Annotated in this window: 11 protein-coding genes; 4 read left to right on the top strand and 7 right to left on the bottom strand. The window is 50.6% G+C overall.

Features of this window, described 5'->3' with window-relative positions; translation table 11 throughout:
- Positions 1 to 3: 3 nt before the first annotated feature.
- Complete coding sequence (locus D3A97_RS01265; protein WP_119075884.1) at positions 4 to 786, bottom strand: SDR family NAD(P)-dependent oxidoreductase; 783 nt, start codon at positions 784 to 786, stop codon at positions 4 to 6.
- 115 nt (positions 787 to 901) lie between these two features.
- On the opposite strand from D3A97_RS01265, the gene D3A97_RS01270 reads away from it, so the two are divergent.
- Together D3A97_RS01270 and D3A97_RS01275 are read left to right on the top strand one after the other, a co-directional pair.
- Complete coding sequence (locus tag D3A97_RS01270; protein WP_119075886.1) at positions 902 to 1,576, top strand: M15 family metallopeptidase; 675 nt, start codon at positions 902 to 904, stop codon at positions 1,574 to 1,576.
- A 57-nt stretch (positions 1,577 to 1,633) separates the two neighbouring features.
- Positions 1,634 to 2,455 carry a 3-keto-disaccharide hydrolase gene (locus tag D3A97_RS01275; protein ID WP_232825813.1) on the top strand — a complete coding sequence of 274 codons (822 nt, stop codon included), beginning with the start codon at positions 1,634 to 1,636 and terminating at the stop codon, positions 2,453 to 2,455.
- A 129-nt stretch (positions 2,456 to 2,584) separates the two neighbouring features.
- Here D3A97_RS01275 and D3A97_RS01280 read toward each other — a convergent pair whose 3' ends face one another.
- Positions 2,585 to 2,860, bottom strand: a complete 276-nt coding sequence (locus D3A97_RS01280; RefSeq protein ID WP_119075888.1) for a barstar family protein — start codon at positions 2,858 to 2,860, stop codon at positions 2,585 to 2,587.
- Positions 2,861 to 3,066: 206 nt separating this feature from the next.
- Between D3A97_RS01280 and D3A97_RS01285 the strand changes: the two genes are divergently transcribed.
- Positions 3,067 to 6,420: a hypothetical protein gene (locus tag D3A97_RS01285; protein ID WP_157986298.1), complete on the top strand. Its 3,354-nt coding sequence runs from the start codon at positions 3,067 to 3,069 to the stop codon at positions 6,418 to 6,420.
- A 97-nt stretch (positions 6,421 to 6,517) separates the two neighbouring features.
- On the opposite strand, the gene D3A97_RS01290 is transcribed toward D3A97_RS01285, so the two are convergent.
- The 5 genes from D3A97_RS01290 to leuC all read right to left on the bottom strand — a co-directional run bounded on the left by D3A97_RS01290 (position 6,518) and on the right by leuC (position 12,468).
- A complete protein-coding gene (locus tag D3A97_RS01290) occupies positions 6,518 to 7,720 on the bottom strand; it encodes a hypothetical protein (RefSeq protein ID WP_119075894.1) in 1,203 nt (400 codons plus the stop codon).
- Between the two features lie 114 nt (positions 7,721 to 7,834).
- Positions 7,835 to 9,343: a 2-isopropylmalate synthase gene (locus tag D3A97_RS01295; RefSeq protein WP_119075897.1), complete on the bottom strand. Its 1,509-nt coding sequence runs from the start codon at positions 9,341 to 9,343 to the stop codon at positions 7,835 to 7,837.
- Positions 9,344 to 9,361: 18 nt separating this feature from the next.
- Positions 9,362 to 10,441 carry a 3-isopropylmalate dehydrogenase gene (leuB, locus tag D3A97_RS01300; protein WP_119075899.1) on the bottom strand — a complete coding sequence of 360 codons (1,080 nt, stop codon included), beginning with the start codon at positions 10,439 to 10,441 and terminating at the stop codon, positions 9,362 to 9,364.
- 8 nt (positions 10,442 to 10,449) lie between these two features.
- Positions 10,450 to 11,049 (bottom strand): 3-isopropylmalate dehydratase small subunit, encoded by a 600-nt coding sequence (gene leuD / locus D3A97_RS01305; RefSeq protein WP_119075901.1) that lies wholly within the window; start codon positions 11,047 to 11,049, stop codon positions 10,450 to 10,452.
- 21 nt (positions 11,050 to 11,070) lie between these two features.
- A complete protein-coding gene (gene leuC, locus D3A97_RS01310) occupies positions 11,071 to 12,468 on the bottom strand; it encodes a 3-isopropylmalate dehydratase large subunit (protein ID WP_119075903.1) in 1,398 nt (465 codons plus the stop codon).
- Positions 12,469 to 12,710: 242 nt separating this feature from the next.
- Between leuC and D3A97_RS01315 the strand changes: the two genes are divergently transcribed.
- Positions 12,711 to 14,264: a hypothetical protein gene (locus D3A97_RS01315; RefSeq protein WP_119075905.1), complete on the top strand. Its 1,554-nt coding sequence runs from the start codon at positions 12,711 to 12,713 to the stop codon at positions 14,262 to 14,264.
- The last annotated feature ends 76 nt before the right edge of the window (positions 14,265 to 14,340 follow it).

Below are 14,340 nucleotides of genomic sequence, written 5' to 3' on the forward strand. Positions count from 1 at the left end.
GGTCTAGTTATTCAGCTTAATAAATCCGCCATCAATCGGGTAATCGCAACCGGTGATGAAACCGGCTTCGTCAGAGCAGAGGAACAGCGCCAGGTAGCCCACTTCTTCCGGTTTGGCCATACGGCCGATGGGCTGTGTTTTAGACAGCTTGTCAAACATCTCCGCTTCCCTGCCGGGGTAATTTTTGGCAATAAAGCCGTCAACAAAGGGCGTATGCACCCTGGCCGGCGAAAGGCTGTTTACGCGTACCTTGTCTGCCAGGTAATCTTTGGCCGCTGACAGCGTCATGGTCATTACCGCCCCCTTGCTCATGGAATAGGCAAAACGGTCGGGAATGCCCACCGTGGCCGCAATGGACGCAATGTTGAGGATCACGCCGCCGCCCTGTTTTTTCATTTGTTCTATTACCGCGTACATGCAATTGTACGTACCCTTTACGTTTACGGCAAACACCCTGTCAAAGTCCGCTTCCGCCGTGGTTTCCAGCTTGCCCACGTGCGCAATGCCCGCGCAGTTGACCAGGATATCCAGCCGGCCGCGACTTTGAATGATGCCCTGCATCACGGCTATCACCGCTGCCTGGTCTGCCACGTTGCAGCCATGCACCTGGGCCTGGCCGCCTGCGGCTTTGATCTCGTCTATCGTACCCTGGCCACCCGCTTCATTCAGCTCCAGCACATGCACCAGCGCCCCACTGGCCGCCAGGCATTTGGCGATGGCCTGTCCTATGCCGCTTCCACCGCCTGTTACAACGGCCACCTTTCCATCTAACCGGAAAAAACTCATCTTCGTGTAATTTTAAAGGTTCTAAAATACCTCAATTATAAGGCTAATTGCAATTCTTTTTTAGCTACATTTTGTACTTTCTTGCCTATTTTTAAGACTGTCTAAATCGATTCTAGTGAAAAATATATTCATCCTCTGTCTTTTGCTGGCCCCTTTATGCCTGGCGGCGCAGGAAATCCCTCTTAATAAATATGGCCTGCCGGTGGTTACCACCCGGCAGCTGTACGAGCAACAGGTGCGGGCAGACGGGCAGATGCGGCTCATAAAAGTAGATAATATGGCCATAGATGTAAAGTATGCCACCACGCAGAACTTTACGAAAAAGGTGCTGTACCCCTTTGCCGCCGTATACCTGCGGCAGCCCGCTTATGAGGCTTTGGTGCGCCTGCAGGAGTTCCTGGAGCCCATGGGCCTGGGCCTCAAGATATTTGACGGCTACCGCCCCTACCGGGTCACGGAAAAAATGTGGGAGATAGTGCCGGACGACCGGTATGCCGCCGATCCGAAAACCGGCTCCGGCCACAACCGCGGCGTAGCGGTAGACCTCACGCTCATCTACCTCAAGACCGGGCAGGAACTGCCCATGCCCACGCCTTATGACGATTTCACCGAAAAAGCCCACCATGATTATATGGACCTGGACCCCGAAGTGCTGGAGAACCGCACCCTGCTGCGCTCCCTCATGGAAGCCCACGGCTTTGTGGCCCTCGAAACAGAGTGGTGGCATTATTACCTGAAAAACCCTTCCCGTTTTCCGCTGATGGACATCGGGTTTGAGGAGCTGCAATAATTTTTATAGCTTAACAGCCTAATTCGCTACTCGTCTATGGTAAAAATGAAATTATTGATGACCCTGGGGCTAGCCCTCATCTGCGGCATCAGCGCAGCACAAAAGCCCAAAAACGGATGGTACCAGCTTTTCAACGGCAAAGACCTCAAAGACTGGGACGTTAAAATTACAGGCCACGCCCTGAATGACAACTACGGCAACACCTTCCGCGTGCGGGACGGCAAGCTGTGCGTGTCTTATGACCAATATGAGGCCTTCAATGAACAATACGGCCACATCTTCCACAAGAAAAAATTCTCCGCCTACCTGCTGGTGATGGAATACCGCTTTATTGGCGACCAGGTGAAAGGTGGCCCCGGCTGGGCCTTCCGCAACAGCGGCGCCATGCTGCATTGCCAGCCGGCAGCCAGCATGGGCAAAGACCAGGACTTTCCCATTTCCATTGAAGTGCAGCTCCTGGGCGGCAAAGGCACCGGCAACCGCACCACCGCCAACCTCTGCACCCCCGGCACCAACGTGGTGATGAACGGGAAACTCTTCACGCCGCATTGCGTAGACTCCAAGTCAAAAACCTACCATGGAGATGTATGGGTGCGCGCGGAAGTACTGGTACTGGGCGACTCCATCATCAAACACATTGTAGAAAAAGATACGGTGCTGACCTACGAAAAACCGCAGATAGGCGGCGGCAACGTGTCTCACTATGACCCTGCTTACAAGCAGGACGGAAAATTGCTGTCTGAAGGCTACATTTCGCTGCAGAGCGAAAGCCACCCCGTAGAATACCGCAAGGTGGAACTGTTTGACCTGGCGCCGTATATGAAAGACAGGAACAAGCTGGAGAAGAAGCTGGCGGAGCTGCAGCAGCGCAAACAATAGGATACTGAACGCTCTTTTAGCCCCGGTGACCTTTGTTGCCGGGGCTTTTTTGTTTGCCCCCGGGATGTGGCTGTGCCGTTTGATACGGGCCTGGCGTAGCGGCGCCAGGCACCGGAAAAAATGCCCCTGTTAACTCACCACCACGTTGAGGTTGTGGCGGGATGCGGCGTCTTGCAATACATCCAGCACGTTGTTGCGCGTGGTGTCTGATTCTTCTATCAGGAAGAAATCGAAGTCCGTTATTTCTATTTTGCTGTTGTTGTTTATTTCGGAGAGGCAGTCAGACAGGGCGTCCAGGTTATTGCCGAAGTGTGACGGGAATGCGAGGGCTTTGGCGATGGTTTTGTAGAAATCGTCCAGTGTTTGGCATTTGCGGCTGTCTATGGTGGTGGGTTTGGTGGTCATGGCTCATGGAAATTATTCACGCCATAAAGTTAGGGGTTTAAGGCATGGATAGCAAATTGCGATCATGCCAGGCTTCGGAATTTTGATTGTTTTTCCTATCTTTATTTATCAGAACCCGATACCTTATGATATATTTAACCCTTCGACCCAGATCCCTTCGCGATACTGTACAACGTACTCAACAACATTTCAGCAAGTGCTTTTTCATGATCGTAACCGCCTGTCTGCTGGCCCAAACCGGTAAAGCCCAACTACTGGAACTTCGAAAAGTGGCTCCTCTGAGCCCTGAAGCGGCAGCCATTGCCAAATACGGCGATATGCCTGTTAGCCATTTTACAGGCATTCCTGATATTAAGCTGCCGTTGTACACCATAAAATCAAAAGAGCTTTCACTACCGTTGATGCTATCTTATCACGCCGGAGGCAATAAGGTGGAAGATGTGCCTTCCAGGGTCGGGATGGGATGGAACATGTCTGTTATCCCCAATATATCAAGAACTGTGAGGGGGAGTATTGACGAAATTACTCCCGGCATCCGCCACAAATATGCCGGTTTCACTTCAGATACCCTTGTCAACATATTCGGCCATCAGACAACCGCAGACGATATCTATTTTCAGCATATCTGTGAATTGACCGGCGGAGCAATGGACCTGGAAGCCGATATCTTTTACTTTACGCTCGCCGGGAAAAGCGGCCGTTTTTACTGGAACCAAAAAACCGGCCGCTACCAGTCAGACCCCTACTCTAATATCAGAATTATTGACCACCCCTATTCAGCAGGCTTTGAAATTACTGATGATGACGGTACCATATATGAGTTCAGGGAACCTGAAACCTCGCAAAGCTCAGGTGCTTTTCAAGGCCCGTTGACCACCAACAGCTGGTTTGTTTCCAGAATATATAATGCCAACAAAACAGACAGCCTGGTATTCAACTATACAGTTGAGCTTGTTCATACACGCACTATCAATTCGGGATCAATAGGGATGTACGACCCTTGCGGCGAAGAATCAGCAAGAATGTCTACCACCAGCATCCAAAGTAAAAATATTGCTGCCATTCACTTTGGTACGGGCTACGTGCAGTTTATAAGAGATACGGCAGAGCGGCAGGATCTGCAGGGAGGGCATGCATTGGCCGCTATAGAAGTATATGACAAGGGAAATAATCTGAAACGCAAGTGGGGGTTTGAATACAATTACTTAACAGCCAATTTCAATGACCAGAACTGCTCCATTATTGCCGGCATATCTCCTTATGAATCAAAGCGCCTGATGTTGAAACGAGTGCTGCACTACAATGCCAGGAACAGCGAAAGCTACGAGGAATTTAAAATGAACTATGATACGCTCACCCCGGTACCCTGCCGGGTGAGCTTCGGGCAAGACTACTGGGGGTACTTTAATGGTAAGGTCAACACCACGCTGGTACCTACTACTATCATTGCCGGCCCCAGCGGCCCGCAAGTACTGGCTGGCGCTAATCGGCTGGTGGATATAAATTATCCGCAATTTGGCATTCTTACCAAGCTGACCTATCCAACAGGCGGCAGTACTTCTTTTATTTATGAAAGCAATCAAGGCATTGATATGCCCTCTAACTCCACCTATGTCAAGCAAATTGTTGATCTCGAAGGGCAGGAAGATCCCAATGCTACCACATTTCTGGAAGAGTTCAGCATCAACAATCCTCCGGACTATTTTCTGAACAATAATACCCCTGGTGGCGGCGCTTTTATCAATGCGGTGTTCGGTGATCTGGGCTGCGAAATAAACGGGCAAGCCAATCCCTGCGCCTTGCTTACATTAAGAGGGCTGGACCCGGGTAATTCCCATATCAATTTTTATGTGACGGCTCCCATTACCGCTTCATACGTACCGAACGGGCGCTATGAAATGAAGGCAAGCTTCACCCAGTCGCCGCCAATGTACCAAAGTTTCTTTTTCATTATTGACTTCCAGAGAATTGATACAACAGGCCCGGATAAACATTATACAGGTGGGTTGAGGCTCAAACAGGCCATTCATAGCGATGAAAGCGGGAACCAATATAACCGCTATTATTCTTACGTAACGGAGCTTGGCGGGGATACAAGCTCTGGCGATATGTTCGGGCCCTCTTATGAGCACTTCATAAAAAAACATCTATTCACCTGCTACTGGTACAATGATATTGGAGATTGTTTGCATGCGAGCGGTTTCAGGTTACTCTCAGACCCTACCGCAACAATAGCCAGCCATAGCGGCAGTTATATTGGTTATAAGACCGTTTTCGAGTATGTAGACAGCGCGCATGAACAGGGTGTTACCCGCTATGATTTTTCGCATGAACCAGACATATTTGATGTTAGCGGGGCCTTCCCCCCTGGAGAAAGCCGGTCAGAATTCAGAGGTAAGCCGATTAAGGTTACCAACTACAAAAAAGACAATGGCCAATACAAGGTTGTCAGCAAAACTGTCAATACTTACAATAACGTATTGGTAGATAGCCTCAAGGTGTTGAACCTTCACGTACTAATAACAGCGAATTATACCTGCACCCCATTCCACGAATGCATGGAGCAGGATCAGCTCAGTATTCAGAGTATGTACGAGGCAACCCCCACTATTTCGCTGCTGGAAAGTACGAAAGAGACCCTCTATGATCTGCGTACAGGCACAACACCCCTGGAGAAATTCACGCGTTATATCTACGATGAAAGCTATCGTTTGTCTGAAACAGTAGCTACTACCAGCAAAGGTGACAGCATCAGAACAAAACAGTACTACCCGAACGATCTTGCTCTTTCAGGCGCGCATGAAACAGCCAAGCTGGGCCTTATTTCGCAAAACCGTATCGGCGAACCGCTACGACAAGAAGTCTTCAACAATAGTACACTCAGGCAGCGCAGGCAAACAAATTACAAACAATACCAAACAGCCCTCCAGTACCTTCCGGACGAAATACTGGAAAAGAACGGAACAGGTTTGGAAGAGGCCCGTATCAGGTTTGTTCAATATGACCAGAACGGGAACCTGCTCTCGCAGCAAAAAGTGGACGATGCGCTTCACTCATATATTTATGGATACAACAATTGTCTTCCTATTGCCGAAATTCTGAATGGAGCGGCATCTGACGTTTTTTTTACATCCTTTGAAGACACTGACGGCAATAGCACCACAGGAGATAGCAAGACCGGCCTGAAGAGCCGTACAGGTGGTTTTAGTAAAGCCCTCTCGGGCATTGGCAATGGGAAGTATATTTTATCATATTGGAATAAAAATGGAAGCAACTGGAGCCTGGTATCAACCGAAGTTACCGTCAGCACTAACAGCTTCACGATCAATTTGAACGGCCAGTTGGATGAGGTCAGGTTCTATCCTAAATCTTCCAGGATCAGTACTTTTACCTTCGATCCCATATATGGCATTACCAGCCTTTGTGACGCCAATAATATCGTGACTTATTATGAATATGATGGTTTTGGCAGGCTGCAGCTAGTGCGCGATCAATACCGGAACATCATTAAGCAGTATTGTTATAACTATAGCGGCCAGCTTGAAGATTGCTCCCAGTAGAGCATTTAATTTTATCACAGGTGAATAAGAAATATCGAATGTAGACCGGGGGCCTTTTTGAAAAAGCCCCCCGGTCTACATTCATCCGCCACAAAAACTACTTGGCTTCTCCCTTTATCGCCTTCTTCAACCCATCCACCTCTTTCCGCAGCTCAATAATATACAACATCTGCTCCTCGATCTTCTGCAACAGCAACTTGTTCATCTCTCCCACATCAATCCCCTTCTCCTTCACCTCCGCTTCAGTAGGAATATCAGGCAGGTGCCGGTTGGCCTTAATAAAGCGCTCTATTTCATAGAGAGACGGCAGTTTGTAAGACGGATCAAATACAAAGTCTGACCAGCCGGTGGCAGTTACTTTTACCTTTTTGGCAAACATGTCCCCATTCACCGCCAGCTTGGCCTGGGGGGTGAGGGTACCGATGCCTACGTTGCCAGTACCATCTATTACAATGTCATCACCATAATACCATTGCACGCCACCGCCGGCTTTATTAAATGCCCGCCTGGTTCCAATCAGCATTTTGCCGGTGAGATTGTTCATCACGCCGTCACCTGCTACCGTCAGTATCCTTCCCTGCCCAAAACAGTTGCCAGATGCATCCCTGGGAATAGCAAATTCTATCTGCGCACCTTTGGTGGCATTGCGGGCAGTAGTAGTGGCCATTACTACCAGGCCGTTACTCAACAGGTTGCCTGAGCCCGCGTTCACATCGGCCCCCGGGCCAATCACTACCAGGTTGCCGCTGGGATGGGGATCTGATATTACCGTTCTGCCGTTCAGTGAAATAATATCCGAAAGGTTTGAAAACGGCTGCACATTGCTGACCTGCTGGTGCGTAACCAATGTTAACATTTCATTTCGGGCGTAACCTGTAAATGTAATGGAACCCATGAGAGAGTTGGTCCCTATTTCAGCCGCCAGATAGCTGATACTGTTATACACCAGCGTAACAAGTCTGGACGTTTCGTTGTAGGTAATTAGTGTACCGCGTGTTTGATTGGATGCGGCTGAAGTATTCACCTCCACCGTCCATTTCCTGTTCCATGCGCTCACGCCTCCGCGGATAGCCGTAATTTTCCCCATCACGTGGTGTTCTTCCAGGAATACGCCTGCATAGGCTTTATGCAGCAATATATAAGTAGGCTCAATGCTCTCAGATGTTTCACCTGTAATTGCCCGGTTAACATAGTAATCCCGGTTGTTATTGGTAACCTGCAATTGCTGGGTAAAAACCTGTGCTTTTGATGCCAATACAATAAGTAGCAGGGTAACAGAAAGGAGGGTCTTTTTTATCATAAAAAATAGATATAGGTTTGAAGAACGGGTAAAACAAGTTTAAAATCCAATATACAAAAAAAAACGCCGCCCCGAACCCGAAGCAGCGCTTTTTTATACAGACAAAATAACTCCTTAGTAAATCTTGTTCAACGCATCTACATATGCATGCACACTGGCGTTCACAATATCTGTTGAGTATCCGAAGCCGTAATAAGACTTCCCGTCATGCAGTACGCGCATGTTCACCTTGCTCACATCTTCACTGCCGCCATGCATGGCCTGGATGCTGAACTCGTCTATACTGATCTTATCTTTAATGATCTCGTGAATGGCGTTGATGGTGGCGTTCACCGGGCCGTTGCCGGCGGAGCTGGCCTCTTTCTCTTCACCGTTCACTTTCAGCTTCACGGTAGCCATGGGGCGCAGCGGGTCTCCGCAAACTACCTGCAACAGCGTTACCTTGATGCCTTTATTATCGTCATAATGGTCTTTGTTGCCGTCTCCCATGAGGGTCTGCAGATCGTGGTCCGTAATTTCTTTTTTGGAGTCCGCCATTTCGAGGAAGCGGGTGTATACTTCGTCAAGATTGATCTTGTCAATTTTGTAGCCCAGCCTTTCCAGGTGGTGCTTCAGCGCGTGGCGGCCGCTGCGGGCGGTGAGGATGATGGAGTTGGACTGCAGCCCGATATCTTCGGGGTTGAGTATCTCGTAGTTCTCGCGGTGTTTCAGTACACCGTCCTGATGGATGCCGGAGCTGTGCGCAAAGGCGTTGCGGCCTACAATGGCCTTGTTGGGCTGCACGGGCATGCGCATCATGTTAGACACGAGGTTGGATATCTCGTAGATCTTTTTGCTGTTGATGCCGGTGGTGTACCCCAGGGCATGGTGTGTTTTGAGGATCATGGCTACTTCTTCCAGGGAAGTGTTGCCAGCCCTTTCGCCAATGCCGTTGATGGTACATTCAACCTGGCGGGCGCCGTTGATCACACCGGCTATGGTGTTGGCGGTGGCCAGGCCCAGGTCGTTATGGCAGTGTACGGAAATGATGGCTTTATCTATGTTGGACACATTGTCCATCAGGTATTTGATCTTTGCGCCGTATTGTTCGGGCAGGCAGTAGCCGTTGGTATCGGGGATGTTCACCACGGTAGCGCCGGCGGCAATAACGGCCTCTACCATGCGGGCCAGGTACTCATTATCTGCGCGGCCTGCGTCTTCGGCATAAAACTCCACATCGTCTACAAATTTGCGGGCATATTTCACGGCTTCTTTGGCACGTTCCAGGATGGCCTCGCGGGTGCTGTTGAACTTGTATTTGATGTGCATGTCTGACGAGCCGATACCGGTGTGGATGCGCTTGCGTTTGGCGTATTGCAGGGCGGATGCGGCGGCGTCAATGTCTGCCGTGTTGGCGCGGGTCAGCGCGCAAATGACCGGCTCGGAAACGGCTTTGGAGATCTCCACTACGCTCTGGAAGTCGCCGGGACTGGAAATGGGGAAACCGGCCTCAATCACATCCACTCCCAGGGCTTCCAGTTCTTTGGCCACAATGATCTTTTCCACGGTGGTCAACTGGCAGCCCGGCACTTGTTCGCCATCGCGCAGGGTAGTATCGAAAACATAAACACGATTGTTGTCCATGATGTATGAATTAATTAGTTAGTTAAGATTCTTCAATACCTGTGTGCCCATGGCGTCTGTACCGAGTACAAAATCATTGGGCGTATGTTTGTTGGCAATGTCCATGGTGCGGAAGCCCTGGCGCAAGGTAGCGTCTACGGCGCGGATCACGCGCTGGGACTCTTCCTTGAGGCCGAACGAAATATCCAGCAGCAGGGCGGCAGACAACATGGAAGCCAGCGGGTTGGCAATACCTTTGCCGGTAATATCGTGCGCGGAGCCGTGGATAGGCTCATAAAAACCTACGCTGTCCCCTACGGAGGCGGAGGCCAGCATGCCCATGGAGCCGGCTATCTGGGAGGCCTCATCCGTGAGGATGTCCCCGAAGAGGTTGCCGGTCACCACCACGTCAAAACGTTTCGGGTCTTTGATGAGCTGCATGGCGGCATTGTCTATGAACATGTGTTCGGTTTCCACATCAGGGTATTCTTTGGCCACTTCCTGCACCACTTCCCTCCAGAGGCGGGAGGCTTCCAGTACATTGGCCTTGTCTACGGAGCAGAGCTTCTTACGGCGTGTGCGGGCGGCTTCGTAGGCCCGGCGGGCAATTCTCTCTACTTCATATTTATGATAGATCATCAGGTCGGAAGCGGTGGCGCGGTCATCGCTCCGCTTCTTTTCACCGAAGTATACATCTCCTGTCAGTTCCCGGAAAAAAAGAATGTCTGCGCCCTGCAGAATTTCCGGCTTGATGCTGGAAGCCTGCAGCAGGTCATCAAACAGCTTGATGGGGCGCAGGTTGGCATAGAGGCCCAGCTCCTTGCGGATCTTCAGCAGGCCTTGTTCCGGGCGCACTTTCAGCGTAGGGTCGTTATCATATTTGGCGTGGCCGATGGCGCCGAATAAAATGGCGTCGCTCTGGCGCGCCTTGTTCAGCGTTTCTTCCGGCAGCGGATCTCCGGTGGCTTCAATGGCCACATGCCCCATCATGCCTTCATCAAAAGTAAACGTATGTTTGTAGTTCGCAGCAATCGTCTCCAGTACCTTCTTTCCCCAGGCGGTCACTTCCTGCCCGATCCCGTCTCCGGGTATAACCAGAATTTTTTTTGTAACTCCCATATATTGTTTTAGAAATTGAATGGTCTTGATGCTTCGTACGTTCCTATCTGTTCACGCAGGCTCAACAGGTAATCAATATCGTCATACCCGTTCAGCAGGCAGGTCTTTTTGTACGGGTTGATGTCAAACTGCTGCTGTTCTCCCGTTGGCACAATACGGATGTACTGTTCTTCCAGGTTCACTTCGAGTGCTGCCGCGGGGTCTTTTTCAATGGCCGAAAAGATCTGCTGTAAAAATTCATCACTCACCTGGATGGGCAGTATAAAATTATTCAGCGCGTTGTTTTTAAAGATGTCTGCAAAAAAACTGCTCACTACCGCTTTAAAACCATAGTCTCCCAATGCCCAGGCAGCATGCTCGCGGGAGGAGCCGCAGCCGAAGTTTTTGCCGGCCACCAGTATGCGGCCTTTGTACACCGGGTTGTTGAGCACAAAATCCTTTTTGGGAGCGCCCTGTTCGTCAAAACGCCAGTCACGGAACAGGTTCTCGCCAAAACCTTCCCGCGTGGTGGCTTTCAGAAAGCGGGCGGGGATGATCTGGTCCGTGTCTATATTTTCTATTGATAAAGGTACCGCGGTGGATACCATGTTTTTAAACTGTTTGCTCATTGTGTTGCATTAAAGAAACCATCAAATCAATTCCCGCACGTCTGTTACCCGGCCGGTAATGGCTGCCGCGGCGGCCGTTAGCGGGCTGGCCAGGAAAGTTCTGGCATTGGGCCCCTGCCGCCCCTCAAAGTTGCGGTTGGAGGTGGCAATGCAGTACTTGCCGGCGGGTATCTTGTCTTCGTTCATACCCAGGCAGGCGGAGCAGCCGGGCTGCCGCAACTGGAAGCCGGCGGCCTCAAATATCTTGTCTATCCCCTCTTCTATGGCCTGCGCCTCTACCTGTTTGGAGCCGGGAACGATCCATACGGTCACATCGTCCGCCTTCTTCTTTCCTTTCACAAAACCGGCCACCATGCGGAGGTCTTCTATGCGGGAATTGGTACAGCTGCCTATGAACACATAGTCTACCTTTTTGCCCAGCAGGCGGCTGCCGGGGGCCAGGTCCATATACTGGAGCGATTTGGAGAAGGAAGGTTTTTCCTTGTCTTCAATGTCTCCCAGGGAAGGGATATGCTGCGTTACGCCCATGCCCATGCCGGGGTTGGTGCCGTAGGTGATCTGCGGCTCAATATCTGCCGCGTCAAAGCTGAGCACTTTGTCAAACACCGCGTCTTCATCGGTGTGCAGGGTTTGCCAGCAGGCCAGGGCCTTGTTCCAGTCTTCCCCTTTGGGAGCGAACTCGCGGCCTTTTATATAATCAAAGGTAGTGCTGTCTGGTGCTATGAGCCCTCCCCGCGCGCCCATTTCTATGCTCATGTTGCAGATGGTCATGCGGGCTTCCATGCTGAGGCCGCGGATGGCCTCGCCGGCATATTCCACAAAATAACCGGTGGCGCCGGAAGCGGATATTTTTGAAATGATATAAAGGATAATGTCTTTGGATACCACGCCCTTCTTCAACTGCCCGTTCACCTCAATTTTCATGCGTTTGGGCTTGTACTGCAGGATGCACTGGGTAGCCAGCACCTGCTCTACCTCGGAGGTGCCGATGCCGAAAGCTACGGCACCGAAGGCGCCGTGGGTGGAGGTATGACTGTCCCCGCACACAATGGTCATACCTGGCAGGGTAATGCCCAGCTCCGGGCCTATGACGTGTACAATACCCTGGTAGCGGTGCCCCAGCCCGTACAGTTCCACGCCGAACTCGGCGGTGTTGGTGGTCAGCATTTCCACCTGCTTACGGCTCAGGGCCTCCTTGATGGGGAGGTGCTGGTCTACCGTGGGTACGTTATGATCTGCCGTAGCCCGGGTTTTCCCCGGCCTGAACACGGGAATGCCCCGCTTGCGCAGGCCGTCAAAAGCCTGGGGGCTGGTTACTTCGTGTATAAAGTGCGTGTTGATGTACACCGCATCCGGGAACCCCGGCTTGCTGGCCACAATGTGGCTGTCCCAAATCTTGTCAAATAATGTCTTCCCCATGCGTCATTCGTGTTTTACCGGCTTGTTCAGGCATGCAATCCCGTTTCATATGTTATTAATTCACTATCAATTCACATTCGCCTGCAAAGCCGTATATTTGTAAATCCTTATCCTTTACACCATCAAATCTAATTGACACATTTAAACCACAGATCGTTAAATTTGTCATTATTACGATTAGCAACTGTTCTACAGAGCCACTAATTTATTGAAGATCAACATTTTACAATTTTGTACCAACGATGCCCAACACGCAGAACGATGCGCTATTCATACTGATAAAAACGCTCACAAAGGCAGAAAAACGGAATTTCCAACTGGCTTTTAACCGGGATAACACCAAGGAGGACGTACTTTTTATCAAACTGTTCCAGGCTTTGGACAAAATGAAGGAGTACGATGAGGAGCAGATATTGAAAAAGGTGCCTGACATCAAGAAACAGCAGTTAAGCAACGTCAAGGCCCATTTGTACAAACACCTGCTCACTACCCTGCGTTTGCTGTACAAGACCAAAGACCCGCTGATAGACCTCCGGGAGCAGTTGGACTATGCCCGGGTGCTTTACAACAAGGGCCTGTACAACCAGAGCCTGAAAATTCTGGCCAGGGCCAAGGTGAGCGCGCGCGAGCAGGAGGAAACCATGCTGCATTTCGAGACGGTGGAGTTTGAGAAGCTGATCGAAAGCCGCCACATTACCCGCAGCCTGGACAACCGGGCCGAAGAACTGAGTGACGAAAGCCGGGTGATCAACGAGCAGTTGAACAACGTGAGCAGGCTTTCTACCCTGGCCCTGCGCATGTACGGCATGTACCTCAAGCTGGGCCACGCGCGTGACGAAAAGGACTCTCACATGCTGAAGAGCTTTTTCGAGACCAACCTGCCCCCTATCCAGCCCGGCAGCATGAGCTTCTACGAGCGCGGGCACCTGTACCAGGCTTATTGCTGGTATTACTACATCCTGCAAGACTTCCCGATGTACTACCGCTACACCCAGAAGTGGGTAGACCTGTTTTCTCAATACCCCCGGCTGAAAGAAACGGACGTAGACCTGTACATCAAGGCGCTCCACAACCTGCTCACCGCCCACTTCCATACCATGAACCACGAAAAGTTCATTGAAGTGCTGGGCGAAATGGAGCGGTTTATCAACGAAAAAGAAGAAAGCCTCAACGAAAATACGCGCACTTCCGCCTTTGTGTACCTGTACACGGGCAAGATCAACAGCCACTTCCTGGACGGTACTTTTTCAGAAGGGCTGAAGCTGGTGGCGGAGGTAGAGGAAAAAATATCGGAGCACCAGCTAACGGTAGACCAGCACCGCGTACTGGTGTTTTATTACAAAATAGCCTGCCTGTACTTTGGCAGCGGGGATAACAACAATGCCATTGTTTACCTGAACAAGATCATTCACCTGCGCATTGGCAACCTGCGGGCAGACATCCAGTGTTTTGCGCGCATCCTGCACCTGATAGCGCATTACGAGCTGGAAAACTACAGCCTGGTGGAATATCTCATCAAATCAGTATACCACTTCATTGCCAAAAACAAAGACCTTAGCCAGGTGATGGAAGAGATCCTGAAATTCCTCCGCAAGAACATGTACGCCAACCCCAAAGCATTGCGCACGGCGTTCAAAGAGCTGAAAGAAAGGCTGGAAGTGATCGCCAAAAACCCTTACGAGCGGCGCAGCTACCTATACCTGGACATTGTGAGCTGGCTGGAGAGCAAGATAGAAAGTATTCCCGTGCAGGAGGTGATCCGGCAGAAGTTTCTCAACAAGGTGCCGAGGATATGATGGCGGAGATGCGGAAGAAAGCGCTGCAACATTCATCCGCTGTAGATGAAAAAAGGGGCAAAAGCCCCCTTTTCTT

Origin of the sequence: Chitinophaga alhagiae (genome assembly GCF_003568665.1) — a bacterium.
Lineage (GTDB): Bacteria > Bacteroidota > Bacteroidia > Chitinophagales > Chitinophagaceae > Chitinophaga > Chitinophaga alhagiae.